Source organism: Acidiphilium sp. 20-67-58 (assembly GCF_002255515.1).
GTDB lineage: Bacteria > Pseudomonadota > Alphaproteobacteria > Acetobacterales > Acetobacteraceae > Acidiphilium.
In genome coordinates, this window is sequence record NZ_NCAS01000001.1 from 144427 (window position 1) to 170698 (window position 26272).

Here is a 26272-nt window from a genome sequence, read left to right on the forward strand (position 1 = left end):
CCGCCCTCAGAACCGCGGCACCCAGGGCGAGCCCGGGCGCTTCTGCCGCTCGCCGATGATCACCGCATCGCCCGCTCGCAGCCCGCCGCCGGCAATCTCGGTCTGGCTGTCGCCGGCAAGCCCGGTCTCCACCGGCACGGCAACCGGCCGGCCAGCCCGCAGCATCCAGACCCGCGCACCCGCCTCCGGTCCGCCGGCCGCGCCCGCGGGGAGGAAGCGCAGTGCCTGGCCCGGCACGAGCAGCACATTTTCACGCGATGCGGTGATGATCCTGACCGAGGCGGTCATGCCCGGCTTCAGTGCGAGGTCGCGGTTATCGATCGCCACCACGACATCGTAGGTCACGACGTTCTGCACCGTCTGCGGCGACTGGCGAACCTGCGTCACCCGCCCTTCGAACATCTTTCCCGGAAAGGCCAGCACGGTGAATTGCACCGTCTCGCCGGCCCGGATGCCGGCAATGTCGCCCTCGCTGACATTGGTATCCACCTGCATCCGCGTCAGGTCGGTGGCGATCAGGAAGAGAGTGGGGGTCTGGAACGAGGCTGCCACCGTCTGCCCGATCGTCACGTTGCGGGAAACGACGATGCCGTTCACCGGCGAGACGATGTCGGTATAGCCGAGATTGGCGCGGGCGGCGGCAAGCCTGGCCTCATCCTGCGCGATCACCGCCCGGTCCAGCGCGGTCTGCGCCACGCCCTGGCGCATCGCGGCCTCCGCGCTGTCGGCAGCATTGCGCGAGGCGTATTGACGCGGCGCCAGTGCGGCGAGCCGGCTTGCGTTGCGCCGCGCGTAGTCGAGCCCGGCGGCATCCTTGGAGAGTTGCGCCCGCGCCACCGCCACCGCCGCGATATCCTGGTCGACCACGGCCTGATAGGGGCGGGGATCGATCCGCGCGCAGACCTGCCCGAGCCGCACGATCGTGTTGTAGTCGCAGTCGATCGACTGGATGATCCCCGAAACCGCGGAGCCGACGATCACGCTGAGTACCGGGTTCACCGTTCCCGTCGCGGTCACGGCCTCGACGATGTTGCCACGGGTGATGGCGGCGGTGATGTAGGCAGGCACTTGCCGCCTCCGTTGTACTGCCTGCCAGCCGAACAACGCAGCTGCCGCGAGAGCCGCGACCGCCAGCAGAATTGTCGTGCGTTTCGCGCGTCGTCCCGAACGTCCCTTCGTCTCCGCGCGCGGCGTCCCGCTCATGCGTCGTCTCCTGCACGGCGTATTCGCTGGACCGGCCCGCCGGCAAACCGCTTCGCAGCTTGCGCATCGCTGGCCGCCCACCGCCATGACGCATATCAACCGTTTAAAAATGGGCCGATCGTGAATGTTACATTTCGGGGTCGTTTCAACGAAGTTTCCGTGAAACCAAAGGGCATGGCCGCACAGGCGCGTTGTAACCTTTCGTCCGGTCTGCTTACACGCCGAACCAATCAGACCCCCCGCACGCTCCCAGGCTTGCGGGCGAGATGGTCTGAAAAAACCCACTATCGGAAAGGGACTCATTGTGCGGTTTTATCAGCAGGCCCGGTCGCTCGACCGTGAGCCGACCCGGTCAGGCGGCCGTGTCGCGCAGCGTCGCCTCGTGGCGCTTCTTCTCTCTTCCAGCTGCCTCATTCCGGTGGCGGCACAAGCGCAGACGGTCAGCGCCGGCGAGGTGAGTGCTGCCGGCACCGGCTATGTCGCGGGAGCCACCATGGCGCCGAGCCAGAAGAAGGTCTTCAAGTCGGGCACCACGACCCGCGTGCTGAACCGCAAGATTCTCGACGCCGCCGGCCCCGTCGCGGGTGCCGCGCAGATGCTGTCCTACGCGCCGGGCGTGCAGGTCAGCGGCTACGGCAACACCGGGTCCACCAAATATACCGTCACCCTGAACGGCGTTTCCCAGGGGTGGGGCGGCTATGGCAGCATGCTGAGCGCGGACGGCCTGCTCGGTGTTACGCTCGATGGCGTTCCCGTCGTCGATCCGTCCACCAATCTCTGGCAGTCGAACATGATTCCGCAGAGCGGGATGATCCAGAGCGTCAGCACCACCTATGGTCCCGGCGAGGCTGCCAACCGCTGGTATAACAATTTCGGCGGCGCAATCGAGTTCACCCCGCTGCAGCCGACGGCGAAGCCGGGCGGCGACATCAACATGACCTATGGCAGCTACGGGCAGAAGAACATCGAGTTCGACCTGCGCACCGGCACCTATCACGGCTGGTCGACCATCCTTGCCGGCGGTGCCGGCGACGGCAACAGCTTCCGTACCGCGCCTGACGGGTTCAAGAGCCCGAGCGAGAACTATTCGATCTACCTCAAGACGGTGAAGACCTTCTCGGCTGGCAATGTCGCGTTCGGGGGTTACTTTGCCCGCAGCGCCGGCTACCGTACTCCGGTCATCCCGACCTCCGTGCAGCCCGGTGTCTACACCAACGGGACTTCCGGCACGCTCTACAGCCAGCAGAGCTCGGGCTTCTACAGCACTCCGAGCTTTACCAATTACGAGAAATTCGACACCGACGCGTTGTGGATGGTGTTCGGCCGCGAAAACATCAATCTCGACCGCAACACGACCCTGCACAACCTGACCTATTTCGAGAATTTCTCCCGCGTCCATTCCCGGCTCAACGACATTTACAGCGCCGGGCCGCAGCAGATGGAATACAACAACCCGCATACCGACGTGATCGGCGACAAGCTCTGGCTTACGGAGAAGCTGCCGTTCAACACCGTCGATGTCGGTGCCTACGTTATTCATGACGACTACAACACCAGGAACAATTTCTATAACACCGCGAACGGCGGCAACAAGGGTGTTGCGAATATAGGCGGTAAGGTCCGCTCCGGATATTTCAGCCAGACCGACGTGGCCTTCTTCCTGCAGGATGACATCCATCCCATCCAGCGCCTGCACATCACGCCCGGTATTCGCTTCGTCAGCTTCCAGACCTCTTATGGTGACTCGGCGCAGCAGGATTTCGGGCTCGCTCCCGGCGCAGTACAGAGCACCAAGTGCGTCCTGAACGGCACTTCGACCGCCGGCACTGTTACCGAGCAGGGCTCGGTCTGCGGTGCGCATGTCAGCCGCAACGGTGTCGAGCCGTCGCTGTCGGCGAATTTCCAGGTCCTGCCGTGGATGGCGGTCTATGGCACCGTCGCGGACGTATACCGTGCACCGCAGGTGGGCGGCGGTGGCGGCCTGTTCCAGAAGATCAACCCGGTCACGACCTACGCCCTGGAATACGGGCAGTATTTCGATGCCGGCCTAAAATTCCATGTGAACAACCGTCCGTTCCTGCATCACTTCCTCGCCGGCGTGGATTATTTCCATCTCCGCTATGCGAAGCAGTCGCTCAGCGTTCAGATCAACGGCAACGGGTATTTCGCAACGGGTTCGTCGGTCTATCAGGGCGTCAATCTGTTCGCGAACGACAACCCGATCTACAACCTGTTCGTCTTTGGCAACGCCTCTTTTGTCCAGGCGAAATACCAGAGCTACAACGCCAATCCCGGGCCCGGGAATACGCCGCAATATTTCAACGGCTATCACGTTCCCTACGTGCCTGACATGAACCTCAATATCGGCGCGTATTACAATTTTCCGATTGGCTCGATGGTTCTGACGCCGAAGATCTGGTACCAGTACACGGGCTCGCAGTATCTGTTCGACAATACCGGCGCGTCGAGCCCTGGCGGTAACCCCGGGCCGAGCAACCAGAAAATGGCTGGCTACGGCACACTCAACATGTCGGCCAAGCTGAATGTCCCGGTGAACCTGCCTTACGCCGGGCACAAGACCATGGACGTTTCGCTGACCGCCCTCAACATCACCGGCGACAAGTATAACGCCTTCGAATACATTTCGAGCGGCGGTTATTTTGGAACGTCGACCAGCGGATATCGTCTCGCTTATCCGGGCGCGCCGTTCACCATCTATGGCAGCGTCGGTTTCCACTTCTGAAACCTGCGATCCACTGCCGCATCCCGGTCCGCCTCCCCGCTGTCGGCTATGCCGCGGCGGGGCATCGGCCAGGGCGATCTTCCGGAACAAGTCCGGTCCTCAAGGGCAGGATCGCAGGTCTTGCCCTTTTGCCCACGTGGAGACGGCCCGGTCGGATGTGTTGATCCGGCCGGATGTCTTCCAACCAGACCATGAGTTTTCATGAACACTTTTCGCGGCGTCGGTGATGGCATGAACCCCTTGCCTGAAGATCGCTTCTCTTTTCCTCTCGCGCTCGTCGTGGCGCTGGCCCTTGAACTCGGGCTGGTTCTGTTCGTTGCCTATATGCCGCCGAGCCATGTCGCAGTCGCGCCGCATCCGCAGGTCACACGGATCAAGATGCTGGCGCCGCCGCCAAAGCCGAAGCCGCTGCCGCCACCGCCCAAGCCGGTTCCGCCGCCACCGAAGCCGCTGCCGCCGCCTCCCAAGCCGCAGACGCCACCGCCGCCGCCTTTGCCGAAGCCGCCCGTGCCGGTTCCCCCGCCTCGGCCGTTGCCGAAGCCGCGTCCCCGCCCGGTTCCGCATCACGTGGTTCATCAGAAGCCGAAGCCGCTGCCGCGTACGGTGCCCAAACCCGTCGCCCCGCCGCCTCCCAAGCCGCAGCCGGTGCCTGCTGCCGTTCAGGAAACTGCGCTCGAATCCTATGCCGGCGCGGTCCATGCTGCCGTCCAGGCCGATCTCAAAGTGCCGCGGATCGTGGAGATGATGCAGCTTTCCGGGGTCACCGAGCTCGCCTTGCGCATCGCCCCCGATGGGCATCTGCTCTCGGTCAGCGTGATACGCTCCTCAGGCGCTCCGCCGATCGATCGCGCTGCCCTTGCAGCCGTGCATTCGACTCACCTGCCGCCCTTTTCGTCGGATATGCCTCACCAGCCGATCACGGTGACGATCTTCATCCGGCTACGCAGTCGGTAGAGCATTATCCGATCAGATGGGATTCATCTGGTCGGATAAAGATGCTATAATTATCAATATGATAGAGCGCCGCATCCGATCCGAAAGGATCGGAAAGTGTTCTATGCAAGCTGAGATATCGCCCTCTTGTTTTGAAATATTCAGGATATCTTTAGCGCCCTTCGGATGTTCCAGAAGGCACATGATCAACGTATGCCGGTGAACTGTGATCGAACAATATTTCGTTACGAATAACGCTCAGTCATAGTTAATCGTTGGGATCTAGAGTCGGAACAGCACCGCAACAGGAGGCTGTTCCATGTCCATCCCCTCGATTATGGATCCGCGCTGGCGACGCGCGCTGACCGGGGACGAGCCGAAAGTCACGTCGCTGGCCACACGGCTGCTGATTTCCCGCCTGCGTGACGATGTCCGCCGCGATCCCTCCGCGATGAATGATGCCGTGAGCCAGCTCCATGGCTTCTTTTCCGCGAATGCCTTCGCCGCCCGCGACCTTTCCGCACTCTGATCCTCCTTTCGAAAGATATCCCATGCGCAACATGTTTCTCTCCACGCGGGAGGCGTCCGACCTCATTGCGTCCGGCGTCGTCCTGCTTGCCGCGGGTAGCGCCCAGGCGCTCGCCGCGCTGCCGCGGGGCAAATGGATCGGCGGCTCGACGCCCTATTTCATGACGGCTGAGGGTGGGCGGCTTGATCATGACAAGGTGTTCTGCACTGTTCTCGACAATGCGGTGGACGTGCGTTGCGCCGTCGCGGGCGAGAGCGAATTGCCGTCGCTGCTGTCCGACCGGTTCGGCAACGGATTTTCGTATCTCCTGATCCCGGCCTTCTCGGCTGTTCACCAGCGTTTCGCCGTTGACGCGCACGGCCTGCCCGGCCTGTACGACCAGCCGCTGATCGGTTGGGTCACGGGGATCGACCTTGGCGATCTCGGCAAGGTGAAGCCGGTCGTCGTCAATGGCATGACCGGCGAAACCCTTGAGGACAAGGCGGTGGTGATGCATGTCGCGCTGAAGCCGGACATCTTTGCCGAAGCTGACATCGTGAACCTTTTCACCCAGGGTGACGGCCCTGATCTTGTATTCCCGACGACCGGCTTCTCGGCCTCTACCTGCGTCGTGGATGGTGCCGAGCGTAATTTCGCCGAATGGCTGCGCGAGACCGGTGCCGGCACCGAGCTTCCGCTCGTCGCGAATTACAATGGCGCGATGATCAACGTTGCGTTCCAGGGTGTGCACGAGAACAAGGTTGATTTCTACGCCCCGGTTGTCGCTGGCCGTATTTATCGCCTGGCTGCTTCCGTCGGTGATTATCCGTCCGCCTATGGCACCTATTGCAATTCGCTTCATGATGCTGGCGGTGCTACTGCTCTGTCCTGCAACTGTATCCTGAACTACCTCTATGCCTCGCTTGAAGGCCGCACGACTGGCAGCTTCACCGGTCCGGTGACCTTTGGCGAAATCGCCTACATCCTGCTCAACCAGACGCTCGTGCGGCTGGATCTGCTGAGCGGAAATCTTGCTGCGGCGGCTGACTGAGCGGTTGCCGCGGTACTTGCGCGCTCCCCCCATGCCGGTCGCCTGAGGGCAGACCCGGCAAGGGGCTTTGGCGGCACAGCTCGACCCGGCCTGTCGCACTTTCTCCCTATTGGCCGTGCTGATTGATCTCCCCACCGTACTCCAGATTGCGCAAGCAGCCTCGGCCGTCTGGTCCGACCGCGGTCGCGTTCGGTGTCATCCCGATCCATGGATCGTGACAAGCTTCTGAAATTTCGGGGAAATTTCGGTGAAATCGTTTCGAAAAGCGATCTTACGTGTTGTTCATGTTCGCTCGATCTGGCCTTGCCTGGGGGCAGGCAACGACTCCCGCGCGGTCCTTTCGGTGTGCGTGTCGGGTCGGCGCTCGCACCAGAAAAGGGATGTGAATGATGCGGAGATATATTGGTTCCAGGGGCATCGAGCAGGCCGCGTGTCGTCGGCTGACGATGCTGCTCCTGTCGACGAGCTGCCTGTTCCCCATTACGGCCGGCGCGCAGACGGTGAGCGCCGGCGAGGTGAGCGCCAGCGGCACGGCGGGGCTCGTCGCGGGCGCCACCCAAGCGCCCAGCCAGAAAAAGATTTTCAAGTCCGGCACGACGCAGCGCGTCCTGAACCGCAAGATCCTCGATGCGGCCGGCCCGGTGGGTGGCGCCGCGCAGATGCTGTCCTACGCACCTGGCGTGCAGGTCTCCGGCTACGGCAATACCGGTGCTGACAAATACACGATCACCCTGAACGGTGTGCAGCAGGGCTGGGGCGGCTTTGGCGGCTTCACCGGTGATGGCGCGGTGATGATCACCATGGATGGCGTGCCGATGGTCGATCCCTCGACCGATCTGTGGCAGTCGAACTTCATTCCGCAGAACGGCCTGATTGCCAGCGCAACCACCACCTATGGCCCGGGAAATCCGGCCGATCGCTGGTATGCCAATGTTGCCGGCAATGTCGAGTTCACCCCGGTCCAGCCGACTGCGAAGCCGGGTGGCGACATCACGGCGACCTATGGAAATTACGGACAGAAGAACATCGAGTTCAACCTGCGTACGGGCAGCTATCACGGCTGGTCCACGGTTCTTGCCGGCGGCATGGGCAACGGTAACAGCTTCCGCAAGGCGCCCGACGGATTTCAGAACCCCTACAACGACTACGCAATCTATCTGAAGACCATCAAGAGCTTCTCTGCCGGCTCCTTTGAGTTCGGCGGGTATTTCGCCCGCAGCGTCGCCTATCGCGCGCCGATCATCCCGACCTCGCCCTATCCCGGCATCTATATCACCGGCAGTACCGGCACTGTTCCCTACAGCCAGAAAACGTCGGGGTATTATAGCACTCCACCCTTCAACGTTTACGAAAAACAGGATGAGAACCGGTTCTGGATGGTCTATGCGCGGGAAAACATCCGCCTCGACTCGTCCACTACGCTGCACAACCTGACCTATTACCAGAACTACAAGCGCACCCATTCTCGCTTGCACGACCTGTTCTATTCCTTCGGCCAGAACGAGGCGATGGAATACAACGATCCGCACACCAACGCGATCGGCGACAAGATCTGGCTCACCACCCGCCTGCCGCTGAACAAGGTTACGCTCGGCGCCTACTACATCCACGACCTCTACAACACCCGGAACAATTTTTACTCGACCGCCTATGGTACCAACACCACGGTCGCCGGGCCGTTCTTTCGCTCGGGCAATTTCAGCCAGGACGATTTCGCCCTCTTCGCGCAGGACGACATCCATCCGATCCGCATGTTGCATATCGTTCCCGGAATCCGGTTCGTTAGCTTCCAGACTGCCTATAGCGATACCGCGCTACAGGATTTCACCATCCTGCCCAACCAGGGTTACTATGCGAAATGCGCCCTTTCCGGTGGACATTTGCAGATCGGCAACGGCAACAGCTTTGACTCCGGCTCCATCTGCGGCTCCCATGCCAGCCGCAATGGCGTCGAACCCTCGATCTCGGTGAATGCCCAATTGCTGCCCTGGCTGACCGCCTACGGCTCCTATAGCGAGGCCTATCGCACGCCCGCGGTTGGCGGCGCGTTCGGCCTGTTCGCGAAGATAAATCCCTCCGCCTATGGGCTGGAGCTTGGTCAGTATTACGATGCCGGCCTGAAGTTCAATATCGAGAATAGCGGCCTGCTGCACCACTTCCTTGCCGGCATCGACTATTTCCATATCCGCTATGCCAAGCAATCGCTGAGCTACGCGATCGGCGGTGGCCAGTCGGTTTTCGCCACCGGCACCTCGATCTATGATGGTGCAAATCTCTTCGTCGATGACAATCCGCTCTATAATCTCTTCGTGTTCGGCAACCTGTCGCTGATCAATGCGAAATACCAGAGCTATGTCACCGGTGGCACGTCCTATAATGGCAGCCATGTGCCTTACGTCCCGGCGGTAAACTTCAATGTTGGCGCCTATTACGACATGCCGGTGGGCGGCATGATCCTGCAGCCAAAGCTCTGGTATCAGTACACAGGCAGCCAGTACATGTTCGACGATACGACCGGCGCGCCCTCCAACGTCCAGATGCCGGGCTATGGGGTGCTCAACATGTCCCTGAAGCTGAAAGTGCCGGTCCGGCTTCCCTATGCCGGCCGCAAGACTGTGGATGTCAGCCTCACCGCGCTTAACGTCACCAACAACCGTTACAACCAGTATGAGATCGCTGGCGCGGGCGGCTATTTCTCGCCGCCGGGAGCGACGGTCCCGACCCCCGCGACAGGGTCGAATGCGTTGGTCTATGCCTATCCGGGTGCGCCTTTCGGCATCTACGGCACCGTAGCCGTCCATTTCTGATGATCCGGGCCTGACCGGCCAGACCGGTCAGGCCCGGTAAATTGGCAAAGCCGATCAGATGAAATCATCTGATCGGATGCCGTGCTCTAGGCGGAGTGCGCCATCCGCAGCGCGGACCACGGCCGGTAGGCCTGCATCGCCGGCTGGAACTGGTCCTGTGCCTGTGCTTCCGGGGTAAGAAACCCGGCGATGCGGGCGTTCAGCCGGCTGATTTCTTCGCGCAGGGAATGGGTGGCGGCCGAGGTCTGCTCGACCATCGCGGCATTCTGCTGCACCGCCTGGTTCATCTGCCCCGTCGCGGTATTGATCTCGGAGAGATTGCTTGCCTGGTTTCCCGCAGCCTTAGCGATCTCTCCCACAATCCCGTGCATTTCCGCGACGTGGCGCAGAATGATGTCGAGCGCGGTGCCGGTCTCATCCACCAGCCGCACACCGTCACCGACCTGTTTCGACGACCGGGCGATGAGTGCCTTGATTGATTTCGCCGCTTCGGCGGAACGGTGGGCGAGGGCGCGCACCTCGGATGCCACCACCGCGAACCCCCGTCCGGCATCGCCGGCCCGCGCCGCCTCGACGCCGGCATTCAGCGCCAGGAGATTGGTCTGGAACGCCATTTCGTCGATCAGCCCGATGATCTGGTCGATCTCTCGCGACGAGGTTTCAATACCGTTCATCGCGACCACCGCCTCGCTGACGATCTTGTGGGAGCGGTGGGCGGCGGTGCTGGTCGCGTCCACCGCCACGGCGGCTTTTGCGGCGTTGTCGGCGGTCTTGCGGATATCGCCGGTCACACCGTCGAGCACGGTGCTGGTCTGCTCCAGAGCGGCGGCCTGCTGTTCGGTGCGTCTCGCCAGATCTTCGGCAGCCTTGGCGATTTCGCCGCCCCCGAGGCTGATCTCTTCGGTACTTGTCTTTACCCCCGCGATACTCTCGCCGAGCGTGCCGATCGCGGCATTGAAATCCACCCGCAACCGGTCGAGCGAGGGGATCAGCGCATCGCCGATCCGTGCCGTCAGGTCGCCGGCCGAAAGGCTTTCCAGCGCCGCAGCGATGCGCGCCAGATTATGCATCCGCTCGGTGATATCGACAGCGAATTTAACCACCTTCACGACCTTGCCCTGGGTGTCGAACACCGGGTTATAGGTCGCCTGCAGCCAGACCTGCCGGCCGCCCTTGCCAATGCGTTCGAATTCCGAGGAGAGATACTCGCCGCGGCGCAGATGCGCCCAGAACGCTGCGTATTCCGTGCTGGCCGCGAAGTCGGGCCGGGCGAACATGCTATGCTTGCGGCCGATCACCTCGTCGCGGGAATACCCCATGTAAGAGAGGAAATTATCGTTCACTTCGAGAATCGTGCCATCGAGCCCGAAAGTGATGATCCCCTGCGATCGGTCGATCGCGCCGAGGACGCTTGCGTTTTCCGCCGCTTCTTCCTTCTGGCCGGTGATGTCCAGCGCAACCTTTACGATGCGAACAACCTTGCCGCTCCTGTCCCGCACCGGATTGTAGGCCGCCCGCAACCAGATGGCTGCGCCTGATTTGCCAACCCGGCGGAATTCTCCCGAATTAGGTCTGCCCGTGGCGAGGTCCTGCCAGAAACGGACATAATCGGAATTCTCTCGTTCTGCAGGTTCGAGGAACATGCGGTGATGCTGCCCCACAATGTCACCGAGGCTGTAGCCGGTCGACTGCAGGAACAACTCGTTAGCCGAGAGAATTTTGCCATCCGGAGCGAAGCTGATCACCATGAACGAATTCTGCAGGGTCTCGAAATTCTGCGAATTTTTCGACGTTCTCGTCGATACAAACATCTTCGCTCCGAAATCTAAGAATGAAACGAACGCTCTGGTATGTTATGAATATCCATCTGAATTATTAATGGAATATTTCCTGGAATTCCGAAATTTTGGCCCGTCAGCCATGCGCGTTTGGCGTTGGCCAAGAAAATTCAAGAGTATCGTAGGTGTGCCGGGTCAAATTCACAGAAACGTGATGAGATCGGCTTTTAGAGCACGTTCCGATCCAACAAGATCGGATGATGCTCTATCTTGTTGATAGATAGAGCATCTTTATCCGATCAGATGATGCTCTGGGTCAATTCATGTGACCATGTCGGCAAAAGTGCCACGATATAAGGACCGCCGTGCGAATTGGGTCGTGTTGGGTCAATACGGCCGGCGGAACGCCAGTTTCCGTGGCATCGGCAGCTCGGCCACCCGGTCTGGCAGGTTGTTCAGAGCTTTCCAGAGCATCCCGCCCATCCGCCGCAGCATGTGCTGACGCTGCGGCGTTCGCCTCAGTGCGGGCAGATAGCCGGTGAGGAGGCGCAGGACAAAGCGCCGCTGCTGCGTCACGGCGTCGAACAGGTTGCCGTCGCTGGTCACCGCCGCGAGCGTCGCGATCACCGGCTCTTCCTCGATGTCGTTCATCCGGCAGAAGCTGCGCAGTTCGTCCCAGGGTGAGACCCCACGCTCGCGCAGCATCTTGTAGTTCGGCCCGCCGACCGGGCGGGTATGGCGAACCTGCACCGAGTCGATGATTGCGATCTGCGATTCAGGCTGGTCCACCAGCTTCGGCCAGACGAAATCCAGCCCCCATCCGCTGAGATTGGCATTGAACAGCGGCACCGCCCGTTCGAGCACCGAGGCGGCGAAGCAGGGCGCCATGACTTCGACATAGTTGGTATAGCGGAGTCGGAACCTGCCGTTATGCAATGTGGTCAGATGTCCGAAATAGCTGCTGTGCTCCAGCGATGGCTGCGCCACCTGTAGACTGTGTCCGGCCATGATGCGGAACAGCAAATCGATCTGATCGGCCGTGGTCTCGAGGTCGTCGTCCGGCAACCAGATGTAGTCGTAGTCGTGCATGAAGCGGGGATTTTCCTGCAACAACAATTGCAGCGCCGGCCATTTCGGCCCCTTGCTGTCGATCCGCTCGACATCCGGCCGGAGGTAGAGCTGTTCCTGCTCGCCGTAATAATTGACAACGAGGTCCCAGCTCCGCGCCTCCCCGCCGGCGAGCCAGCCGGGGTGCAGCGAATTGTCGCCTGCCCGCACGATCACGAGATTGCGGCGTCGGCCGGAAATCTGCCCGTTCATGGCGCTGAAACCCTCATTCTCAAAGCAATTTCATTATCCAGATATAACCAAACCGCTGCGTGAACCAGCGAAGCTTCGGTAAAAAAGACGAGCATCCTGTTACATCCGCGCCATTACAGGATCTGGAGCCAGGCCGCTGGCCGTGCTTCCGTCCCGCGCGGTCTCACGCAGCCGGTCTGCCAGCCGCAGCGCCAGTGCGACGATCATCTGCGTCGGGTTGGCGTGGCTCGATGTCGGGAACACCGAGCTTCCGGCAACGAACAGTCCGGCCACCCCATGCACCTGGCAATCTGGATCGACCACGCTGTCCGCCGGCGAGTGTCCCATCCGGGTGGTCCCGGTCGGATGCGCGACATCGCGAAATGTCTCCGGCAGCGCTTCGCTCTCCGCGACCCAGGCATCCGCCCGGGCAGGCGGCAGGCCGAGCCGGGCAAATTCTGCGCCGAGGATCGCTGTCATCCGTGCCATGGTGCGAATGTCCTCGCGGTTCACCCGCCATTCTATCCGTGCCTGTCGCAGCCCGAGCCGATCCCGCCGGGCCGATAGCGTGACCCGGCTGTCCGGGTTGGGCAACTGCTCCACCATGCAGACGAGGTCGAGCCGGTCGATCTTGCGTGGCAGTCCGTTGCGCCGCACCAGGTAGTCGTGGGCCCCGCGCAGGAGCAGCCCGGCATGGGCTGCCACCCGACCGATCGCCAGCGCCCCGCCGCGCCCGCGCGCAAGCCCCTTCAGAGCGTTCCAGGGATCGTCGTCCGTGATCCGCCCTTCCAGCCAGGCGCTGCAGTTGAGCAGTCCCTCCGCCTCTTGCAGCGCCGGGCTCAGCCGCCACCCGGCTGCAAACACCTGCCCGTTGCGCAGCCGATAATGGCCGAACATCCGCTGCAGCCCAGCGCTTCCGCGCAGCGCAAATGTCGCGGTCGGCCCACGCAGGTGGTCCATCAGGTACCGCCCTACCAGATCGCGCCCGTTGCCGATGCCGCCCGGCACCTGGCTGTCAGCGTTCAGCAGCAGCCGGGCATTCTCGATCCCGCCACAGCATAACGCCACCGCCCCTGTGGCAATCCGTCGCCGCGACCCGTCCGGTCCCGCGAGCGTGATCCCGCTCACCCGGTCGCAGGACGGGGCAAGGTCGATGTCGCAGAGCGTTGCGTTGGTCACCAGCGTGACATTGTCGCCGAGTTGCGCCTTCAGTCTCGGGCCGAAGCGCATGTAATCGCGCTGCGCTGTCGTGTCGCGCGAGAATTGCCACATATGCGGCAGCACCAGCGCCGGGTCGAAGGCCGGAAGCGGGCACCGCCGCCCCGCCAGTGCCCAGAACCGTGCATCGGAAAACCCGTTTCCCGGATCGAGGCCGAGATAGGCGGCGGCGCGGTCGAAATAGGGCGAGAGGTCGCGCGGTGGCAGCGGCCAGCCTGAATGCGGCACCCAGGGGCGGCGCACGAAATCGATGTCATCGAACGGAACGCAGCGCCCGCTCCAGCTATGCGAGGTGCCGCCAAGAATGCGGTTGCGCACCAGCCACTGGTCCGCCACCCGCGGATAGCCAGCCTGCTCCACCTCGTTGAGCGCATCGGCTTCGGCCTGCCGCACCTCGCTGCCACTTTCCAGCAGCAGAATCCGCAGACCCGATCCTGAAAGTTCCCGCGCCAGCGTGGCCCCGGCAGGACCGGTCCCCACGATGCACAGATCCGCGGCGAGGGCCGTCGCTGGCAGATCGGCCGGGGCGCAGAAAAAGGGCACCGGCTTACGCGCTGCCTTGCGCCGCCAGCCAGCGCCGTGCCCCGGCAAGCGACTGGTTGATCACCTGGTCCATATCCAGATACTGATAAGTGCCGCAGCGCCCGATGAATTCCATCCGCGTCTCGCGCGCAGCCAATTCGCGATACGCCGTGTACAGCGTCTGATACCGGCCGTCCGCGGTGCGCACCGGATAGTAGCGCTCCATCCCGTTGTCGCGGTAATCGCACGGCTCCTCGGTGGTGACGCTGCGCCGCCCGGTCTGCCGCCTGCGGTGATGGGGCAGCGCATCCCACCACGTCTCCCTGGTGAACGGTCCGTCATCCGTGAAATTGACCACCGGTGCCGGCGGGGGCGGCCCATCGGGCTCGCTGCGGTGATGGAAGCGGATCGAGCGATAGGGCAGGTCGCCCAGCTCGAAGTCAAAATACTCGTCAATCGGCATCGCATTGAAGCAGAAGGCGAATTCCTTGAGCATCGCCCGTTCGAATCTGGTCCCCAGCCTCACCTCGATGCCGGGATGCCCGAGAATTTCGGCGAATAGCGCGGTATAGCCGTCCACCGGCATCAGCTGCGTGTCCTCACTGGCGAAATAGGTGTCGACCCTGTCGGTGCGCAGCGGAATCCGCTTGACCACGGCGGCGGCCATGTCCTCAAGCTCCTGCTGCCACATCTTCCGCGTGTAGGGGCGGAAGAACAGGTCGGTGAGCTCGCGGCCGATGGTTCCGTAGAGATGCTCGGCGGCATTGCGCGGCTGCGGAAAATCGAGTGCCACCCGGGCGAGATGCGCCTGCACCTCGGCACTGGTCTCGTAGTTCGTGCCGAACACCATGTTGACGGTATCGAGATTGATCGGCAGCGGCGCCATCCGCCCGTCCGGCAGCTTCGCCCGCACCTTGTGCTCGTAGGGCGCGAACTGCCCGAACCGGCGGATCCACTCCAGCACGGGTGCAGAGCGGGTATGGAACAGATGCGGGCCATAGACATGCACCCGCACCCCGTTCTCGTCATCATGGTCATAGGCGTTGCCGCCGATATGCGGGCGCTGGTCGATCACCACGACGTTGTACCCCGCTTCCGCCAGCGTGCGCGCGTAGACCGCGCCCGAAAAACCCGCCCCGACCACCAGAACCGTCATGTTCGTCCCCTTGCCCTTACCCTGTGCCCTGAAACGTTCAGTCGGCTTCTGCCGGCAGGCTGGCACCGCCCCGCCGCGCCTGGCGTTCGAGCCAGGCCGTCTCGACCCTGCGCAGAGCGTGACGCAGATCCAGCGCCGGCTTCTCGATGAAATGCCACGAGATCGCTGCCGCCCCGACGGAGAGCGGCAATGCGATCAGAAGATTGCCTTCCCAGCTGCGCGCTGCGGGCAGGAACTGCCAGCACGCCTGCTGGATCATGAAGCTTGAGAGATAAATACCGTAGGAATAGTCGGCCCCGCCCAGCCATCGCCGCTGCGGGTTCCGAAGCCCGAGATAGACCGTGACATAAGCGGCGGGCAGCGGTGCCAGGAAGTCGCCATAGGGTAAGAAGCCGAGGCAGGAAGCTGCTGCCGCTGTCGCCAGGAGGCAGAGTGGCAACGAATAAGGTACGGTGTCACGATACTGGTAGAGGCTGACCCCCCAGAGCGAACAGGCGATCAGCAGCGCTCCGTTGGGCATGCCCGGCACGGGGACCAGCACCCCGCCATGGCGTGCCAGCGTCGTGACCAGATAGGCCAGGGTGATTCCGACGGCCGCAACCGGCGCGAGGCTCCGCCTGCGGCCAAGTCCCAGCACCGCCAGCCCGGCGACCACGACGTAGCTCGCCACCTCGAAAGGAATGGTCCAGAGCTGGCCATTCACCACCGCTGGCAACGGGTTGTCGATAAAAACGCCCGGCAGCCCGAAATGCACGCTGCCGACGATGTTGAGGAGATAGGTGTAGAGGCCAGGGTTGTGGAAATACTGTCCAAGCGTGTCGCGTGTGGCCAGCGGCCCGAGCACGAAGGCGGCGAGCAGCACCTTGAAGGTCAGGGCCGGCATCACGCGCAATGCCCGCAGCCCGAGAAACAGCCCCGCGGTGTGGCATCGCGCCAGGCTGCCGGCCACGAGGAAGCCGCTGAGCGCGAAAAACGCCGGCAGGATGAATCGCACCAGCGGCCGCAGCGGGCTCAGGAATACCGCCATTTCCGCCCGCATTCCGTGCGATACCGCGGCGACGTGCAGAACCACGACAGACACCGCCAGAGCCAGCCGCAGGTCGTCGAAACCGCTACTGCGTCCGCCGGTTTCCCTCATCCGGCCAGATATCGAGATGGTCTGCACGCTGCGTCCTGTTCATCGCTGTCTGTGGGCGGCTTACCCAATCCGCCGGAAGTGAAATAAATTTAAATTAACAACATCGCAATAAAAATAATGAGATTCCAGGATGTTTTTAATTTTTTTGAACATTTGCCTCGCTGATTGCCATAAGCCGCATATTTTGCCACCAACGGCGGGTGACCGGATCGTCCCTGTTCTTGCGGCCCCGCCGACGGGCCCTGCGCCGCCTGGCGTTAGCGGGGCTTTGCCTCGCCGTTGTGGTCGTCGTCGTGTTGCGCGGCGGTGCGGGCAGGGCAGGGGGCGGCGCGCGGATTGACCTCTCCGCCTATCACGTCACGTTTCTTGACCGCTTCAGGACCCTTAGCCTCTCGGCCCATGGTCCCGGCACGGTATGGAGCGCCCACACGCCCTGGGGCGGCGATTTCGGCGAGGCGGCCTTCGCCGATCCCACCCCGGCGGTCTTCCGGATCACCCCTGAGGGACTCTCCATCATCGCCAGCAAGACGGCGCGGGGGAATTGGCGCTCGGGTCTGATCAGCTCGGCCTATCGGGATAACGATCCGCACGCCGGATTTGCCCAGGAATATGGTTATTTCGAAATGAAGGCAAAGCTGCCGGGCGGAATGGGAACCTGGCCGGCCTTCTGGCTGATCGGCACCGACAAGCGCGACTTCGCCGACGAGATCGACGTTATCGAATATTACGGCGGCTTTCCGCGTTACTTCCATACCACCGAGCATGTCTGGGTGCATGGCGACAACGCTCTGCTGCGCAGCAGGCTGGTCCGGGTTCCCGCCGGCCTGCTCACCTCCCGGTTCAACCGTTTCGGCGTGCTGATCACGCCGCGGACCACAAGCTTCTATCTCAACCGCCGCCGCTTCTGGTCCACCCCGACGCCGCGGCAATACCGCCAGCCAATGTATATGCTGGCCGATCTCGCGCTCGGCGGCGGCTGGCCGATCGACCATCTCACCCCGCCGCTGACCTTGCGCATCCGCCAGATCGAGGTCTGGCAGCGCGACCGGCCGTGGCTTGGCCATCCCAAAGATTAAATTATGCCCCCTCCTGCGGGGTGATGTTGTTGTGTCAAAAAAATTACTTTAAAAAAACAATTAAACATAGAAAATCATTTTTTATACAAACCTGACGCCTGAAAAGCGCTTCGGGATTGAGGAGACCCGTCATTCAGGCCCCGCGCGACATATCGGCCCGCCAGTCCGACCAGACGACGCACTATCTTGTCCTCGACGGTATGCGCGGCATCGCTGCGGTCACCGTGCTGGCCTTCCACATCACCGAATATTTCCGCCTGCCGTTCAAGCCCGTCCATGGTTATCTCGCGGTCGATTTCTTCTTCATGCTCAGCGGCTTCGTCATCGCTCATGCCTATGACCGGCAATTGCGCGGCGGCATGGGTTTTCCGGGTTTCCTGCGCTTGCGGCTGATTCGGCTCTATCCTCTTGCAGGGCTTGGCGTGCTGCTCGGCACCGCCGGCTATCTCGTTGCCGCCAGCGCTCCCGGTGGCCCCGATGCCGGAGCTGTCCTGCAGGCGACCCTGGCAAACGCTCTGCTGTTGCCCACCCGGTCCCTGCTTGGTTTTCGCCCCTGGGCTTTCCCGCTCGACACGCCACTCTGGTCGCTCTCGATCGAGTTGCTGATCAACATCCTCTACGCTCTGTGCTTCCGCTGGCTCACCCGTGCGAGCCTTCTCGCCACATGCGTTTTCGGCGCCGTGCTGATGGGCGCCACCGCCTTGCATTATCACGGGCTGAACGCGGGCTATCGCTGGATCGACCTCTGGGCTGCCGCTGCGCGGGTTGTCTTTCCCTTCACCGCGGGCCTGCTGATGCGCCGTGCGCTGCGGCCATCAATGGCCGCCGCGCCGGGGCGCCTTGCCCGGCGGGGGGCCGCGCACGCCACGGTGCCGCTACTTCTCCTGCTCCTCGCCGCGCCGTTGCCGATGGAGGCCTGGTTCGATATCGCGGCAGTATTGCTTGCCTTTCCTGCCCTCGTCGCCGCTGGCGCGCTCGCGACGCCCAGCCGCCGCCTCGATCCGATCTGGAAATGGCTCGGTGCGCTTTCCTATCCGCTCTATGTGCTGCACTACCCGCTGGTTGCCGGCCTCGCCAACCTCACGAAACACCACCTGCACCGCTTTGCTCCCGAGATGGCGCTGTTTGCGGCACTGGCCTCGATCGGCCTCGCCTGGGCCGCGGGCCGTTTCTACGACGTGCCGCTCCGCCGCTGGCTCACCGGCGCCGGCCGCACAACCGCCCGATTGCCTGCCGCCGTGCCGCCGGGGACTGGCTGAACGGCTGCCGCACCCCATCCGCTTCCAATCCTGCGGCGAACGGCGCTATCCTGCCGGAAAGCTGCGCCGTCGCCCGGGCCATGCCTCTGTGCCCGCAAGGCCAAGGAGCCAAAATGCATCTTCCTCATCCGGAATTCCATCTCCTCGGCCGCACCGGCTGGCTCCGCGCCGCGGTGCTCGGCGCCAATGACGGCATTATTTCCACCGCCAGCCTCATCCTCGGCGTGATTTCGGCCAGCGGGGTGCGGCACGATGCGCTGGTCGCCGGCGTCGCCGGGCTGGTTGCCGGCGCCATGGCGATGGCCGCCGGCGAATACGTTTCCGTCAGTTCCCAGGCCGATACCGAGGCTGCCGCGCTTGCCAAGGAGCGCGCCGAACTTGCCGAGAGCCCCGCGTCCGAACGCGCCGAACTCGCCGCAATCTATGTTGCGCGCGGCCTCGACCCCGATCTCGCGGGAGCTGTGGCCACCCAGCTCATGGCCCATGACGCGCTTGGCGCCCATGCCCGCGACGAACTCGGCCTGACCGAGTTCACTGCCGCCAATCCGATCCAGGCGGCACTCGCCTCGGCTGCGACCTTCGCAGTCGGCGCGGCCGCCCCGCTCATCCTTGCCGCGACCTTGCCGAAGCCGGTGCTCTCAGCCGGAATCGGCCTCGGCGCCCTCGTTTTCCTCGCCGTGCTCGGGGCCGTCGGTGGCCGTGCCGGCGGCGCACCGATGGTCAAACCGGCCTTGCGCGTCGCCTTCTGGGGGGCTCTTGCCATGGTTGCCACCACGCTGATCGGTCATCTGTTTGGCGCGACGGTATAGAGCACGTTCCGATCCTCTCGGATCGGATGTCGTGCTCTATCTTTTTGATAAATAAAGCATCTTTATCCGATCAGATGACTCCATCTGATCGGATGATGCTCCAGACGCCTCGATGCTGCCTGCGCTCCGTCGCCGTTCGTTGTGCCGGATGGCGCACCGCGCGGAGCCGGAAAATCACGTCTCGGCCAGAACGTCCCTGATCGCCCCGGTCAGGTGTGCCAATTCGTCCTGAGCGATGGTCAGCGCCGGGGTGAGATAGACGATATCGCGGAACGGCCTGATCCACGCCCCACGCGCGACGAACCGCTCCCGCAATCCCGCGGGATTCATGCCCCGCTCCAGTTGCACCACGCCGATCGCCCCCTTCATCCGCACATCGACCACGCCCGGCAGGCCCCGGCACGGTTCCAGCCCCTCGCGCAGCCAGGTCTCGATCCGTCTGGCCTGTCCCAGCCGGTCCTCGGCTTCGAACAAGTCGAGCGAGGCATTTGCCGCCGCACAGCCGAGCGGATTGGCCATGAAGGTTGGCCCGTGCATCAGCGCCTTCATCGGGTCCTCGCCGAGAAACGCCTCATAGAGGTCGCGGTGCACCACGGTTGCCGCCAGCGGCGAGGTGCCGCCGGTCAGCGCCTTCGACAGCGTGACGATATCCGGCACGACGCCGGCCTGCTCGAAGGCGAACATCGTTCCCGTCCGCGCGAACCCGGTGAAGATTTCGTCGAAGATCAGCGTCAGCCCATGCCGGTCCGCTGCCGCCCGCAACCGCCGCAGCACGGCTTCGTCGTGAAACACCATGCCGCCCGCCCCCTGCACCAGCGGCTCGACGATGATGCCCGCAAGCTCCCCGGAGTGCCGCTCCAGCAGCGTCGCAAACGTTGCCTCCGACGCCGCATCCCGGGGCAGGGGCGCGATCACATGCTCCTGCAGCAGCCCGGCGAACAGCGCGTGCATCCCTTCCTCCGGGTCGCACACCGCCATCGTCGCCAGCGTGTCGCCATGATACCCGTCGCGGAAGGCAAGGAATTTGTGCCGCCCGCGCTCGCCGCGGTTGAGCCGGGCCTGCACCGCGACCTTCATCGCCACCTCCACCGCGACCGAGCCGGAATCGGTGAAGAACACCCGCTCCAGCCCGTCCGGCATCATCCCGGCCAGCCGCGTCGCCAGCCGATAGCCCGGCTCATGCGCCAGCCCGCCGAACATCACATGCGGCATCGCCTCAAGCTGGGCAGCTACCGCCGCGCGGATATGCGGATGATTGTACCCATGGCACGCCGTCCACCAGGAGGCGACGCCATCGATCAGCACCCGACCGTCGGCCAGATGGATCCTTGATCCCTCCGTCCGCACCGCCGGCAGCGGCAATGGCGCGGTCTGCATCTGCGCATAGGGCAGCCAGACATGACGCCAGCCGCGCTCCAGCCAGTCGCTCACGAAAGCTTCGTCATCCCGAGCCTGTCGAACAGCGCATTGTCGCGCGCGACCGCGGGGTTTGCCGTGGTCAGCAGCGTGTCGCCATAGAAAATCGAGTTCGCCCCGGCGAGGAAACACAGCGCCTGCGCCTCGTCGCTCAGCGCCTCCCGCCCGGCCGACAGCCGCACCCAGGATTTCGGCATGGAAATTCGCGCCGCCGCGATGGTGCGGACGAAATCGATCGGGTCGATCGGCGCGCGCTCGCCGAGCTTCGTGCCCTTCACCGCGACCAGCGCGTTGATCGGCACGCTCTCCGGCGGCGGATCGAGATCGGCGAGCGTCGCCAGCAGCCCGGCGCGGTCGTCGAGATCCTCGCCCATCCCGATGATCCCGCCGCAGCAGACATTGATGCCGGCATCCCGCACCGCCGCCAGCGTGTCCAGCCGATCCTGATAGGTGCGGGTGGTGATGATGCTGCCGTAGAATTCCGGCGAGGTATCGAGATTGTGGTTGTAATAGTCGAGCCCGGCCGATTTCAGCCGCGCCGCCTGGTCCGGCCGCAGCATCCCGAGGGTGACGCAGGTTTCCATCCCCAGCGCCTTCACCCCCTGGACCATCGCCGCCACCCGGTCGAGATCGTGATCCTTGGGCGAGCGCCATGCGGCTCCCATGCAGAAGCGCTGCGCCCCGGCCTCCTTCGCCCGCCGTGCTGCCTCCAGCACCGGGGTGATGTCCATCAGCTTCGAGGCCGGAACGCCCGCGTCGAACTCGGCACTTTGCGGGCAGTAGCCGCAATCCTCCGGGCAGCCGCCGGTCTTGATCGAGAGCAGGGTGGAAATCTGCACCTGGGTCGGGTCGAAATGCTGGCGGTGCACCGTCTGCGCCTGGAAGATCAGCTCGGGCAGCGGCAGCGCCAGCAGGGCGGCGATGCGCGCCCGCGTCGGGGATGGCATGGCGGCAGAGGCAGCAATGGAAGACTCGAGTGCGATGGACATGGCAAGCTCCGATTTGCCCCAAGGGGTCGAACCGGTGATAAACGCTGCATCCGCGTTCGTGAAGCTTTTGCGGCAGATTGAGACAGGATGACCACGCTCGACCAGTTCGCGACCGACAAGCTCGCCCGCCTTGAGGCCGGCGCCCTGCGACGTCGCCTGCGCCCGACCGCCCGCGCCGCTGGCGCGACGCTGGAGCGCGACGGGCGGCGGCTGATCTCGTTCTCCTGCAACGACTATCTCAACCTCTCCACCCACCCGGCGGTGATCGACGCCGCGATCGACGCTGCCCGACGCTACGGCGCCGGCGCCGGCGCTTCCCGCCTCGTCACCGGCGACCATCCGCTCTACCGCACGCTCGAGGCGCGCCTCGCCGCGCTGAAACAGACCGAAGACGCCGTGGTCTTCGGCTCGGGTTTCCTCGCCAATACCGGGATTATCCCGGCGCTGATGGCGCGGGAGGATGCGATCTTCGTCGATGCACTTGCCCATGCCTGCATCTGGGCCGGCGCCCGCCTGTCCGGCGCTGCGCTGCACGTTTTCCGCCACAACGACCTCGTCCATCTCGCCGAACTCCTCGCCGCCCATCGCCCGGCCGCCCGCCACGCGATGGTGGCGACCGATGGCGTGTTCTCGATGGATGGCGACCTCGCGCCGGTGGGCGAGATGCTCGCCTTGGCAAAGGCGCACGACGCCTGGCTGATGACGGACGACGCGCATGGCATCGGCGTTATCAATGCCGGACGCGGGGCGGCGCACGGCCACGACGTGCCGTTGCAGATGGGCACGCTGTCCAAGGCGGTGGGCAGTTATGGCGGCTATCTCTGCGCCTCGCATGTCGTGTGCGAGCTGATCCGCAACCGTGCCCGCAGCTTCGTCTACACCACCGGCCTGCCGCCGGCGGTGGTCGGCGCCTCGATCGCGGCCCTCGACCTGATCGCGACCGATCCCGCAATGTGCGCCGCCCCGCTCGCCCATGCCCGCCGCTTCTGTGCGGCACTCGGCCTCGAACCGGCTGAAAGCCCGATCGTGCCGCTTCTGCTCGGTACCGCCGAGCGCGCCCTTGCTTCCCAGGAGATACTGGAGGAGGCGGGCTATCTCGTCGCCGCGATCCGCCCGCCCACCGTGCCCGAGGGTACGGCGCGGCTCCGCTTCGCCTTCGCAGCCGATCATCTGCCCGAGGACATCGATCGTCTGGCCGAACTCGTCCGAACCAGGATCATGGGGAAAGCATGAGCGATTTCTTCATCACCGCCTCCGGTACCGAGATCGGCAAGACACATGTCGCCGCCGGCATGATCCGCCACTGGCGGGCGGGCGGCGTCCCTGCGCGAGCGCTCAAGCCGGTCGCCAGTGGCTATGACCCAGTCCTCGCGGCAGAGAGCGATGCCGGCATCCTGCTACGGGCGATGGGCAAGGCGGTGGTCACCGACGATGACGTTGCCGCCATCTGTCCCTGGCGGTTTCCCGATCCGATCTCGCCCGACATGGCGGCGGCGCGATGCGGCCGGCGCATTCCCTTCGACGAGCTTGTGGCTTTCTGCAAGGCCGCGCTGGCCGAGGCCGAGGCCCCGCTGCTGGTCGAGGGTGTCGGTGGCGCGATGGTGCCGCTGGATGAAACCCATACGGTGCGCGACTGGATTGCGGCACTCGGCCTTGAGGTGGTGCTGGTCGCCGGCGGCTATCTTGGCGCGATCAGCCATACGCTCTGCACCGTCGAGGCCCTGCGCGCGCGCGCGATCCCGATTGCCGCGATTGTCATCAACCCGATGGACCCGTTGCCCGTGCCGGTCGGGCAGACGCGGGAGACACTGTTGCGCCACCTTGGCAAAGGCGCGCCGCCGGTCCTGGTGGGTTCGACGCCGGACTGGCTTGCCTGGGTCAACGATGCTGCAAGGCGCTAGCATATTGATAAACACAGCGTCCTTATCCGATCAGATGACCCAATCCGATCGGATGATGCTCTACGATATCGTGCTCCTCATGCGCGTGTTGACACCCCAAAAAATCCTATATACCGGTTATCAATAATCTGCGTGGGGAGGTCGACCGATGCACGCGTTTTTGCCGGGTTGCCTGGGCAAGCGGCCATATGTTGCGGCGCCAAATTTCCCCACACTCTCCGAAACGCCGCATATCCCGCAACAGCCATACGCAATACAGCGCCGACCTTGTCGGCTGTGTGCCACGAGGCTGGCGTGCCGGGGAGCGGAATAGAGCCTCCAATCAAATAAAATCCAGGGAGATGAAACAAATGATCGGAAAATTACTTGGCGGCGCGGGCATGATTGCCCTTCTGTGCGGTACGGGCGTGGCTCACGCCGCATCCGGCACGATCGAGATCGGCATGATCGCCGATCTGACCGGCCCCGCCGCGCTCAGTGGCCAGCACAAGGTTGACGGCGCGAAGCTCGCTGTCGACGAAATCAACGCGCATGGCGGCATCGCCGGCAAGAAGATCAAGCTGATCGTCGAGGACGATCGCGGGCAGAACCAGGCCGGTGTCTCCGCCTATCAGAAGCTGGCCGCGAATCAGAACATCGTCGCCATCATCGGCTCGATCCGCAGCACGATCGTGCAGGCGACACTGCCCTATGTCGCGCGCTACAAGATCCCCACCATGATCGGCGGTACCGACCCGAAGCTGACGCATGTCGGCAACCAGTGGGTGTTCCGTTTCCGGCCGAACGACACCTATGCATCGGCAACGATGGCCCAGTATGCGGTAAAGACGATGGGCAGCAAGAACGTCGCCGTTCTTTACGATACCGACGCTTTCGGCGCGGCCGGGAATGGGCTGCTCAAGGCGGCGCTGGTAAAGAACGGCGCCAAGGTTGTCAGCGATCAGGGCTATACGACCGCGACGCGGGATTACACGTCGTTTCTGGAGAAGGTCAAAAGTTCCGGCGCCGACACGCTCGCAACCTACATGACTAATTCCGAGGACGAGGCGCAGATGCTCAAGCAGCTGCGCCAGCTGGGTCTCAAGGTGAAGATCATCGGCTCGACCTCGATCGCGACCTCGGTCTGTATCCAGCTTGCTGGTCCCGCGGTCGACAATACCTATGGCGTCTCCGATTTCGTGGCTGATGGCAACGATGCGGCGAAGGCATTCACGAAACGTTATGTTGCAAAATACAACAGCCAGCCCGACGTGTTCGGCGGGTGGGTCTATGACGCGATGAACGTTCTCAGCCAGGTCATTGCGAAGGATGGTACCGCGCCGGCCGCGATCCAGAAGGGCATTCGCGCGGTGAAGGGCTATAACGGCGTCGAGGGCACCTACAATTTCGACACGAACGGCGATGGGCTGCATGGCTATTGGGTGGTCAAGATCCAGCATCGGAAGGTGATCCCGATCAAATATGTCGGCTGATTGCCGCGTGCCGTCCGGGCAACGAGCCTGCCCGGACGGCGCCTGGCGTGATCCTGAGTGAATGAAAACCAGCTGACCGGGATATCGTCTGCGTGTTCTCCGAATTCATCCAGCTGACCATCGCGGGACTCGCGGTCGGCAGCATCTATGCGCTGATCGCGCTTGGCTTCGTGCTGATCTATACCTCGGTCAATGTGGTGAATTTCGCCCAGGGCGATTTCGCGATGATCGGCGCCTATTTCATGGTCAGCCTTGTCGTCGTGCTGCATCTGCCGTGGTGGCTCGCGCTGCTGCTCGCGGTCGCCGCAACCGGTCTGGTCGGCGCGCTGTTCCAGTTGCTCATCTTCCAGCCGGTCCGCAACCGGCCGCGCAACTTCCTGCCGGTGATGATCGCAACCGTCGGCGCCTCGGTCTTTCTCGAACAGGCCTTCCTGCTGATCTACGGGCCGATCCCGTATCAGCTGCCGCCGATCTTCAAGGCTGAATCGGTCGCGGTGCTCGGCGTGCATGTCTATCCGCAATATATCGTCATCATCGTCGTCACCGCCGCGATGGTCGCGCTGCTGAACTGGTTTCTTGAACGGACCAAGCTCGGCAAGCAGTTGCAGGCCACGGCGCAGGACCCGGATACGGCGCGGCTGATGGGAATTCGCGTCGCCTGGATGGCGGCGCTGACATTCGCGATCAGCACCGCGCTGGGTGGGCTGGCGGGATTGCTGATCGCGCCCGTCTATACGGTGACGGCGACAATGGGATCGAGCATCGCGCTGAAGGCATTCGCCGCGGCGATCGTCGGCGGGTTCGGCAGCATGAAGGGTGCGATCGTCGGCGGGCTCGGCATCGGGCTGATCGAGACCTATGGGGCGACGTATATTTCGGGATCATATCGCGATGCGTTTCCGTTCATCGTGCTGATCCTGTTCCTGATCTTCCGGCCATACGGGCTGTTCGGTGAAAAAATCTCGCAGAAGGTCTGACCGGCGCGCCGGCGGCT

General features: G+C 63.4%; 20 protein-coding genes. 12 read left to right on the forward strand and 8 right to left on the reverse strand.

Annotated elements, in window-relative coordinates:
* Positions 1-6 precede the first annotated feature (6 nt).
* On the reverse strand, positions 7-1203 hold the full coding sequence (locus B7Z76_RS00700) for an efflux RND transporter periplasmic adaptor subunit (protein ID WP_291341682.1): 1197 nt from the start codon (positions 1201-1203) through the stop codon (positions 7-9).
* 304 nt (positions 1204-1507) lie between these two features.
* On the opposite strand from B7Z76_RS00700, the gene B7Z76_RS00705 reads away from it, so the two are divergent.
* The 5 genes from B7Z76_RS00705 to B7Z76_RS00725 all read left to right on the forward strand — a co-directional run bounded on the left by B7Z76_RS00705 (position 1508) and on the right by B7Z76_RS00725 (position 9245).
* Complete coding sequence (locus B7Z76_RS00705) at positions 1508-3946, forward strand: TonB-dependent receptor (protein ID WP_291341683.1); 2439 nt, start codon at positions 1508-1510, stop codon at positions 3944-3946.
* A gap of 201 nt (positions 3947-4147) precedes the next feature.
* Positions 4148-4900, forward strand: coding sequence for an energy transducer TonB (locus B7Z76_RS00710; RefSeq protein ID WP_291341684.1), 753 nt, complete (start codon positions 4148-4150; stop codon positions 4898-4900).
* Positions 4901-5198: 298 nt separating this feature from the next.
* On the forward strand, positions 5199-5408 hold the full coding sequence (locus B7Z76_RS00715) for a hypothetical protein (RefSeq protein ID WP_174503069.1): 210 nt from the start codon (positions 5199-5201) through the stop codon (positions 5406-5408).
* A gap of 22 nt (positions 5409-5430) precedes the next feature.
* Entirely contained in the window at positions 5431-6438 is a 1008-nt protein-coding gene (locus tag B7Z76_RS00720; protein WP_291341685.1) for a DUF6976 family protein, read from the forward strand.
* Positions 6439-6884: 446 nt separating this feature from the next.
* Positions 6885-9245, forward strand: coding sequence for a TonB-dependent receptor (locus B7Z76_RS00725; RefSeq protein WP_291341686.1), 2361 nt, complete (start codon positions 6885-6887; stop codon positions 9243-9245).
* 86 nt (positions 9246-9331) lie between these two features.
* Here B7Z76_RS00725 and B7Z76_RS00730 read toward each other — a convergent pair whose 3' ends face one another.
* The 5 genes from B7Z76_RS00730 to B7Z76_RS00750 form a co-directional block, all read right to left on the reverse strand.
* Positions 9332-11056, reverse strand: coding sequence for a PAS domain-containing methyl-accepting chemotaxis protein (locus B7Z76_RS00730; protein ID WP_291341687.1), 1725 nt, complete (start codon positions 11054-11056; stop codon positions 9332-9334).
* A gap of 354 nt (positions 11057-11410) precedes the next feature.
* Complete coding sequence (locus B7Z76_RS00735) at positions 11411-12343, reverse strand: DUF707 domain-containing protein (protein ID WP_174503066.1); 933 nt, start codon at positions 12341-12343, stop codon at positions 11411-11413.
* 99 nt (positions 12344-12442) lie between these two features.
* Positions 12443-14083, reverse strand: coding sequence for a GMC oxidoreductase (locus B7Z76_RS00740; RefSeq protein ID WP_291341688.1), 1641 nt, complete (start codon positions 14081-14083; stop codon positions 12443-12445).
* Between the two features lie 4 nt (positions 14084-14087).
* Positions 14088-15218: an FAD-dependent oxidoreductase gene (locus B7Z76_RS00745; RefSeq protein WP_174503064.1), complete on the reverse strand. Its 1131-nt coding sequence runs from the start codon at positions 15216-15218 to the stop codon at positions 14088-14090.
* A gap of 37 nt (positions 15219-15255) precedes the next feature.
* Entirely contained in the window at positions 15256-16383 is a 1128-nt protein-coding gene (locus B7Z76_RS00750) for an acyltransferase (protein WP_174503063.1), read from the reverse strand.
* A gap of 194 nt (positions 16384-16577) precedes the next feature.
* On the opposite strand from B7Z76_RS00750, the gene B7Z76_RS00755 reads away from it, so the two are divergent.
* The 3 genes from B7Z76_RS00755 to B7Z76_RS00765 all read left to right on the forward strand — a co-directional run bounded on the left by B7Z76_RS00755 (position 16578) and on the right by B7Z76_RS00765 (position 19500).
* Positions 16578-17432, forward strand: a complete 855-nt coding sequence (locus B7Z76_RS00755; RefSeq protein WP_291341689.1) for a glycoside hydrolase family 16 protein — start codon at positions 16578-16580, stop codon at positions 17430-17432.
* A 116-nt stretch (positions 17433-17548) separates the two neighbouring features.
* Entirely contained in the window at positions 17549-18691 is a 1143-nt protein-coding gene (locus B7Z76_RS00760; RefSeq protein ID WP_174503061.1) for an acyltransferase, read from the forward strand.
* A gap of 113 nt (positions 18692-18804) precedes the next feature.
* The gene (locus tag B7Z76_RS00765; protein WP_174503060.1) at positions 18805-19500 is read left to right on the forward strand and encodes a VIT family protein; all 696 of its coding nucleotides are present in this window, start codon (positions 18805-18807) and stop codon (positions 19498-19500) included.
* A 174-nt stretch (positions 19501-19674) separates the two neighbouring features.
* Here the strand turns inward: B7Z76_RS00765 and B7Z76_RS00770 are convergent, their stop codons facing one another.
* Together B7Z76_RS00770 and bioB are read right to left on the reverse strand one after the other, a co-directional pair.
* Positions 19675-20931: an adenosylmethionine--8-amino-7-oxononanoate transaminase gene (locus tag B7Z76_RS00770; RefSeq protein ID WP_291341690.1), complete on the reverse strand. Its 1257-nt coding sequence runs from the start codon at positions 20929-20931 to the stop codon at positions 19675-19677.
* Positions 20928-21905 carry a biotin synthase BioB gene (gene bioB / locus B7Z76_RS00775; protein WP_291341691.1) on the reverse strand — a complete coding sequence of 326 codons (978 nt, stop codon included), beginning with the start codon at positions 21903-21905 and terminating at the stop codon, positions 20928-20930. The genes B7Z76_RS00770 and bioB overlap by 4 nt, the downstream gene beginning before the upstream one ends.
* Positions 21906-21992: 87 nt before the next feature.
* On the opposite strand from bioB, the gene bioF reads away from it, so the two are divergent.
* The 4 genes from bioF to B7Z76_RS00795 all read left to right on the forward strand — a co-directional run bounded on the left by bioF (position 21993) and on the right by B7Z76_RS00795 (position 26255).
* Positions 21993-23138: an 8-amino-7-oxononanoate synthase gene (gene bioF / locus B7Z76_RS00780; protein ID WP_291341692.1), complete on the forward strand. Its 1146-nt coding sequence runs from the start codon at positions 21993-21995 to the stop codon at positions 23136-23138.
* Positions 23135-23806: a dethiobiotin synthase gene (bioD, locus tag B7Z76_RS00785; protein WP_174503056.1), complete on the forward strand. Its 672-nt coding sequence runs from the start codon at positions 23135-23137 to the stop codon at positions 23804-23806. Before bioF ends, bioD begins: the two co-directional genes overlap by 4 nt.
* A gap of 341 nt (positions 23807-24147) precedes the next feature.
* On the forward strand, positions 24148-25278 hold the full coding sequence (locus tag B7Z76_RS00790) for an ABC transporter substrate-binding protein (RefSeq protein ID WP_291341693.1): 1131 nt from the start codon (positions 24148-24150) through the stop codon (positions 25276-25278).
* Between the two features lie 92 nt (positions 25279-25370).
* On the forward strand, positions 25371-26255 hold the full coding sequence (locus B7Z76_RS00795; RefSeq protein WP_174503054.1) for a branched-chain amino acid ABC transporter permease: 885 nt from the start codon (positions 25371-25373) through the stop codon (positions 26253-26255).
* Positions 26256-26272 lie beyond the last annotated feature (17 nt).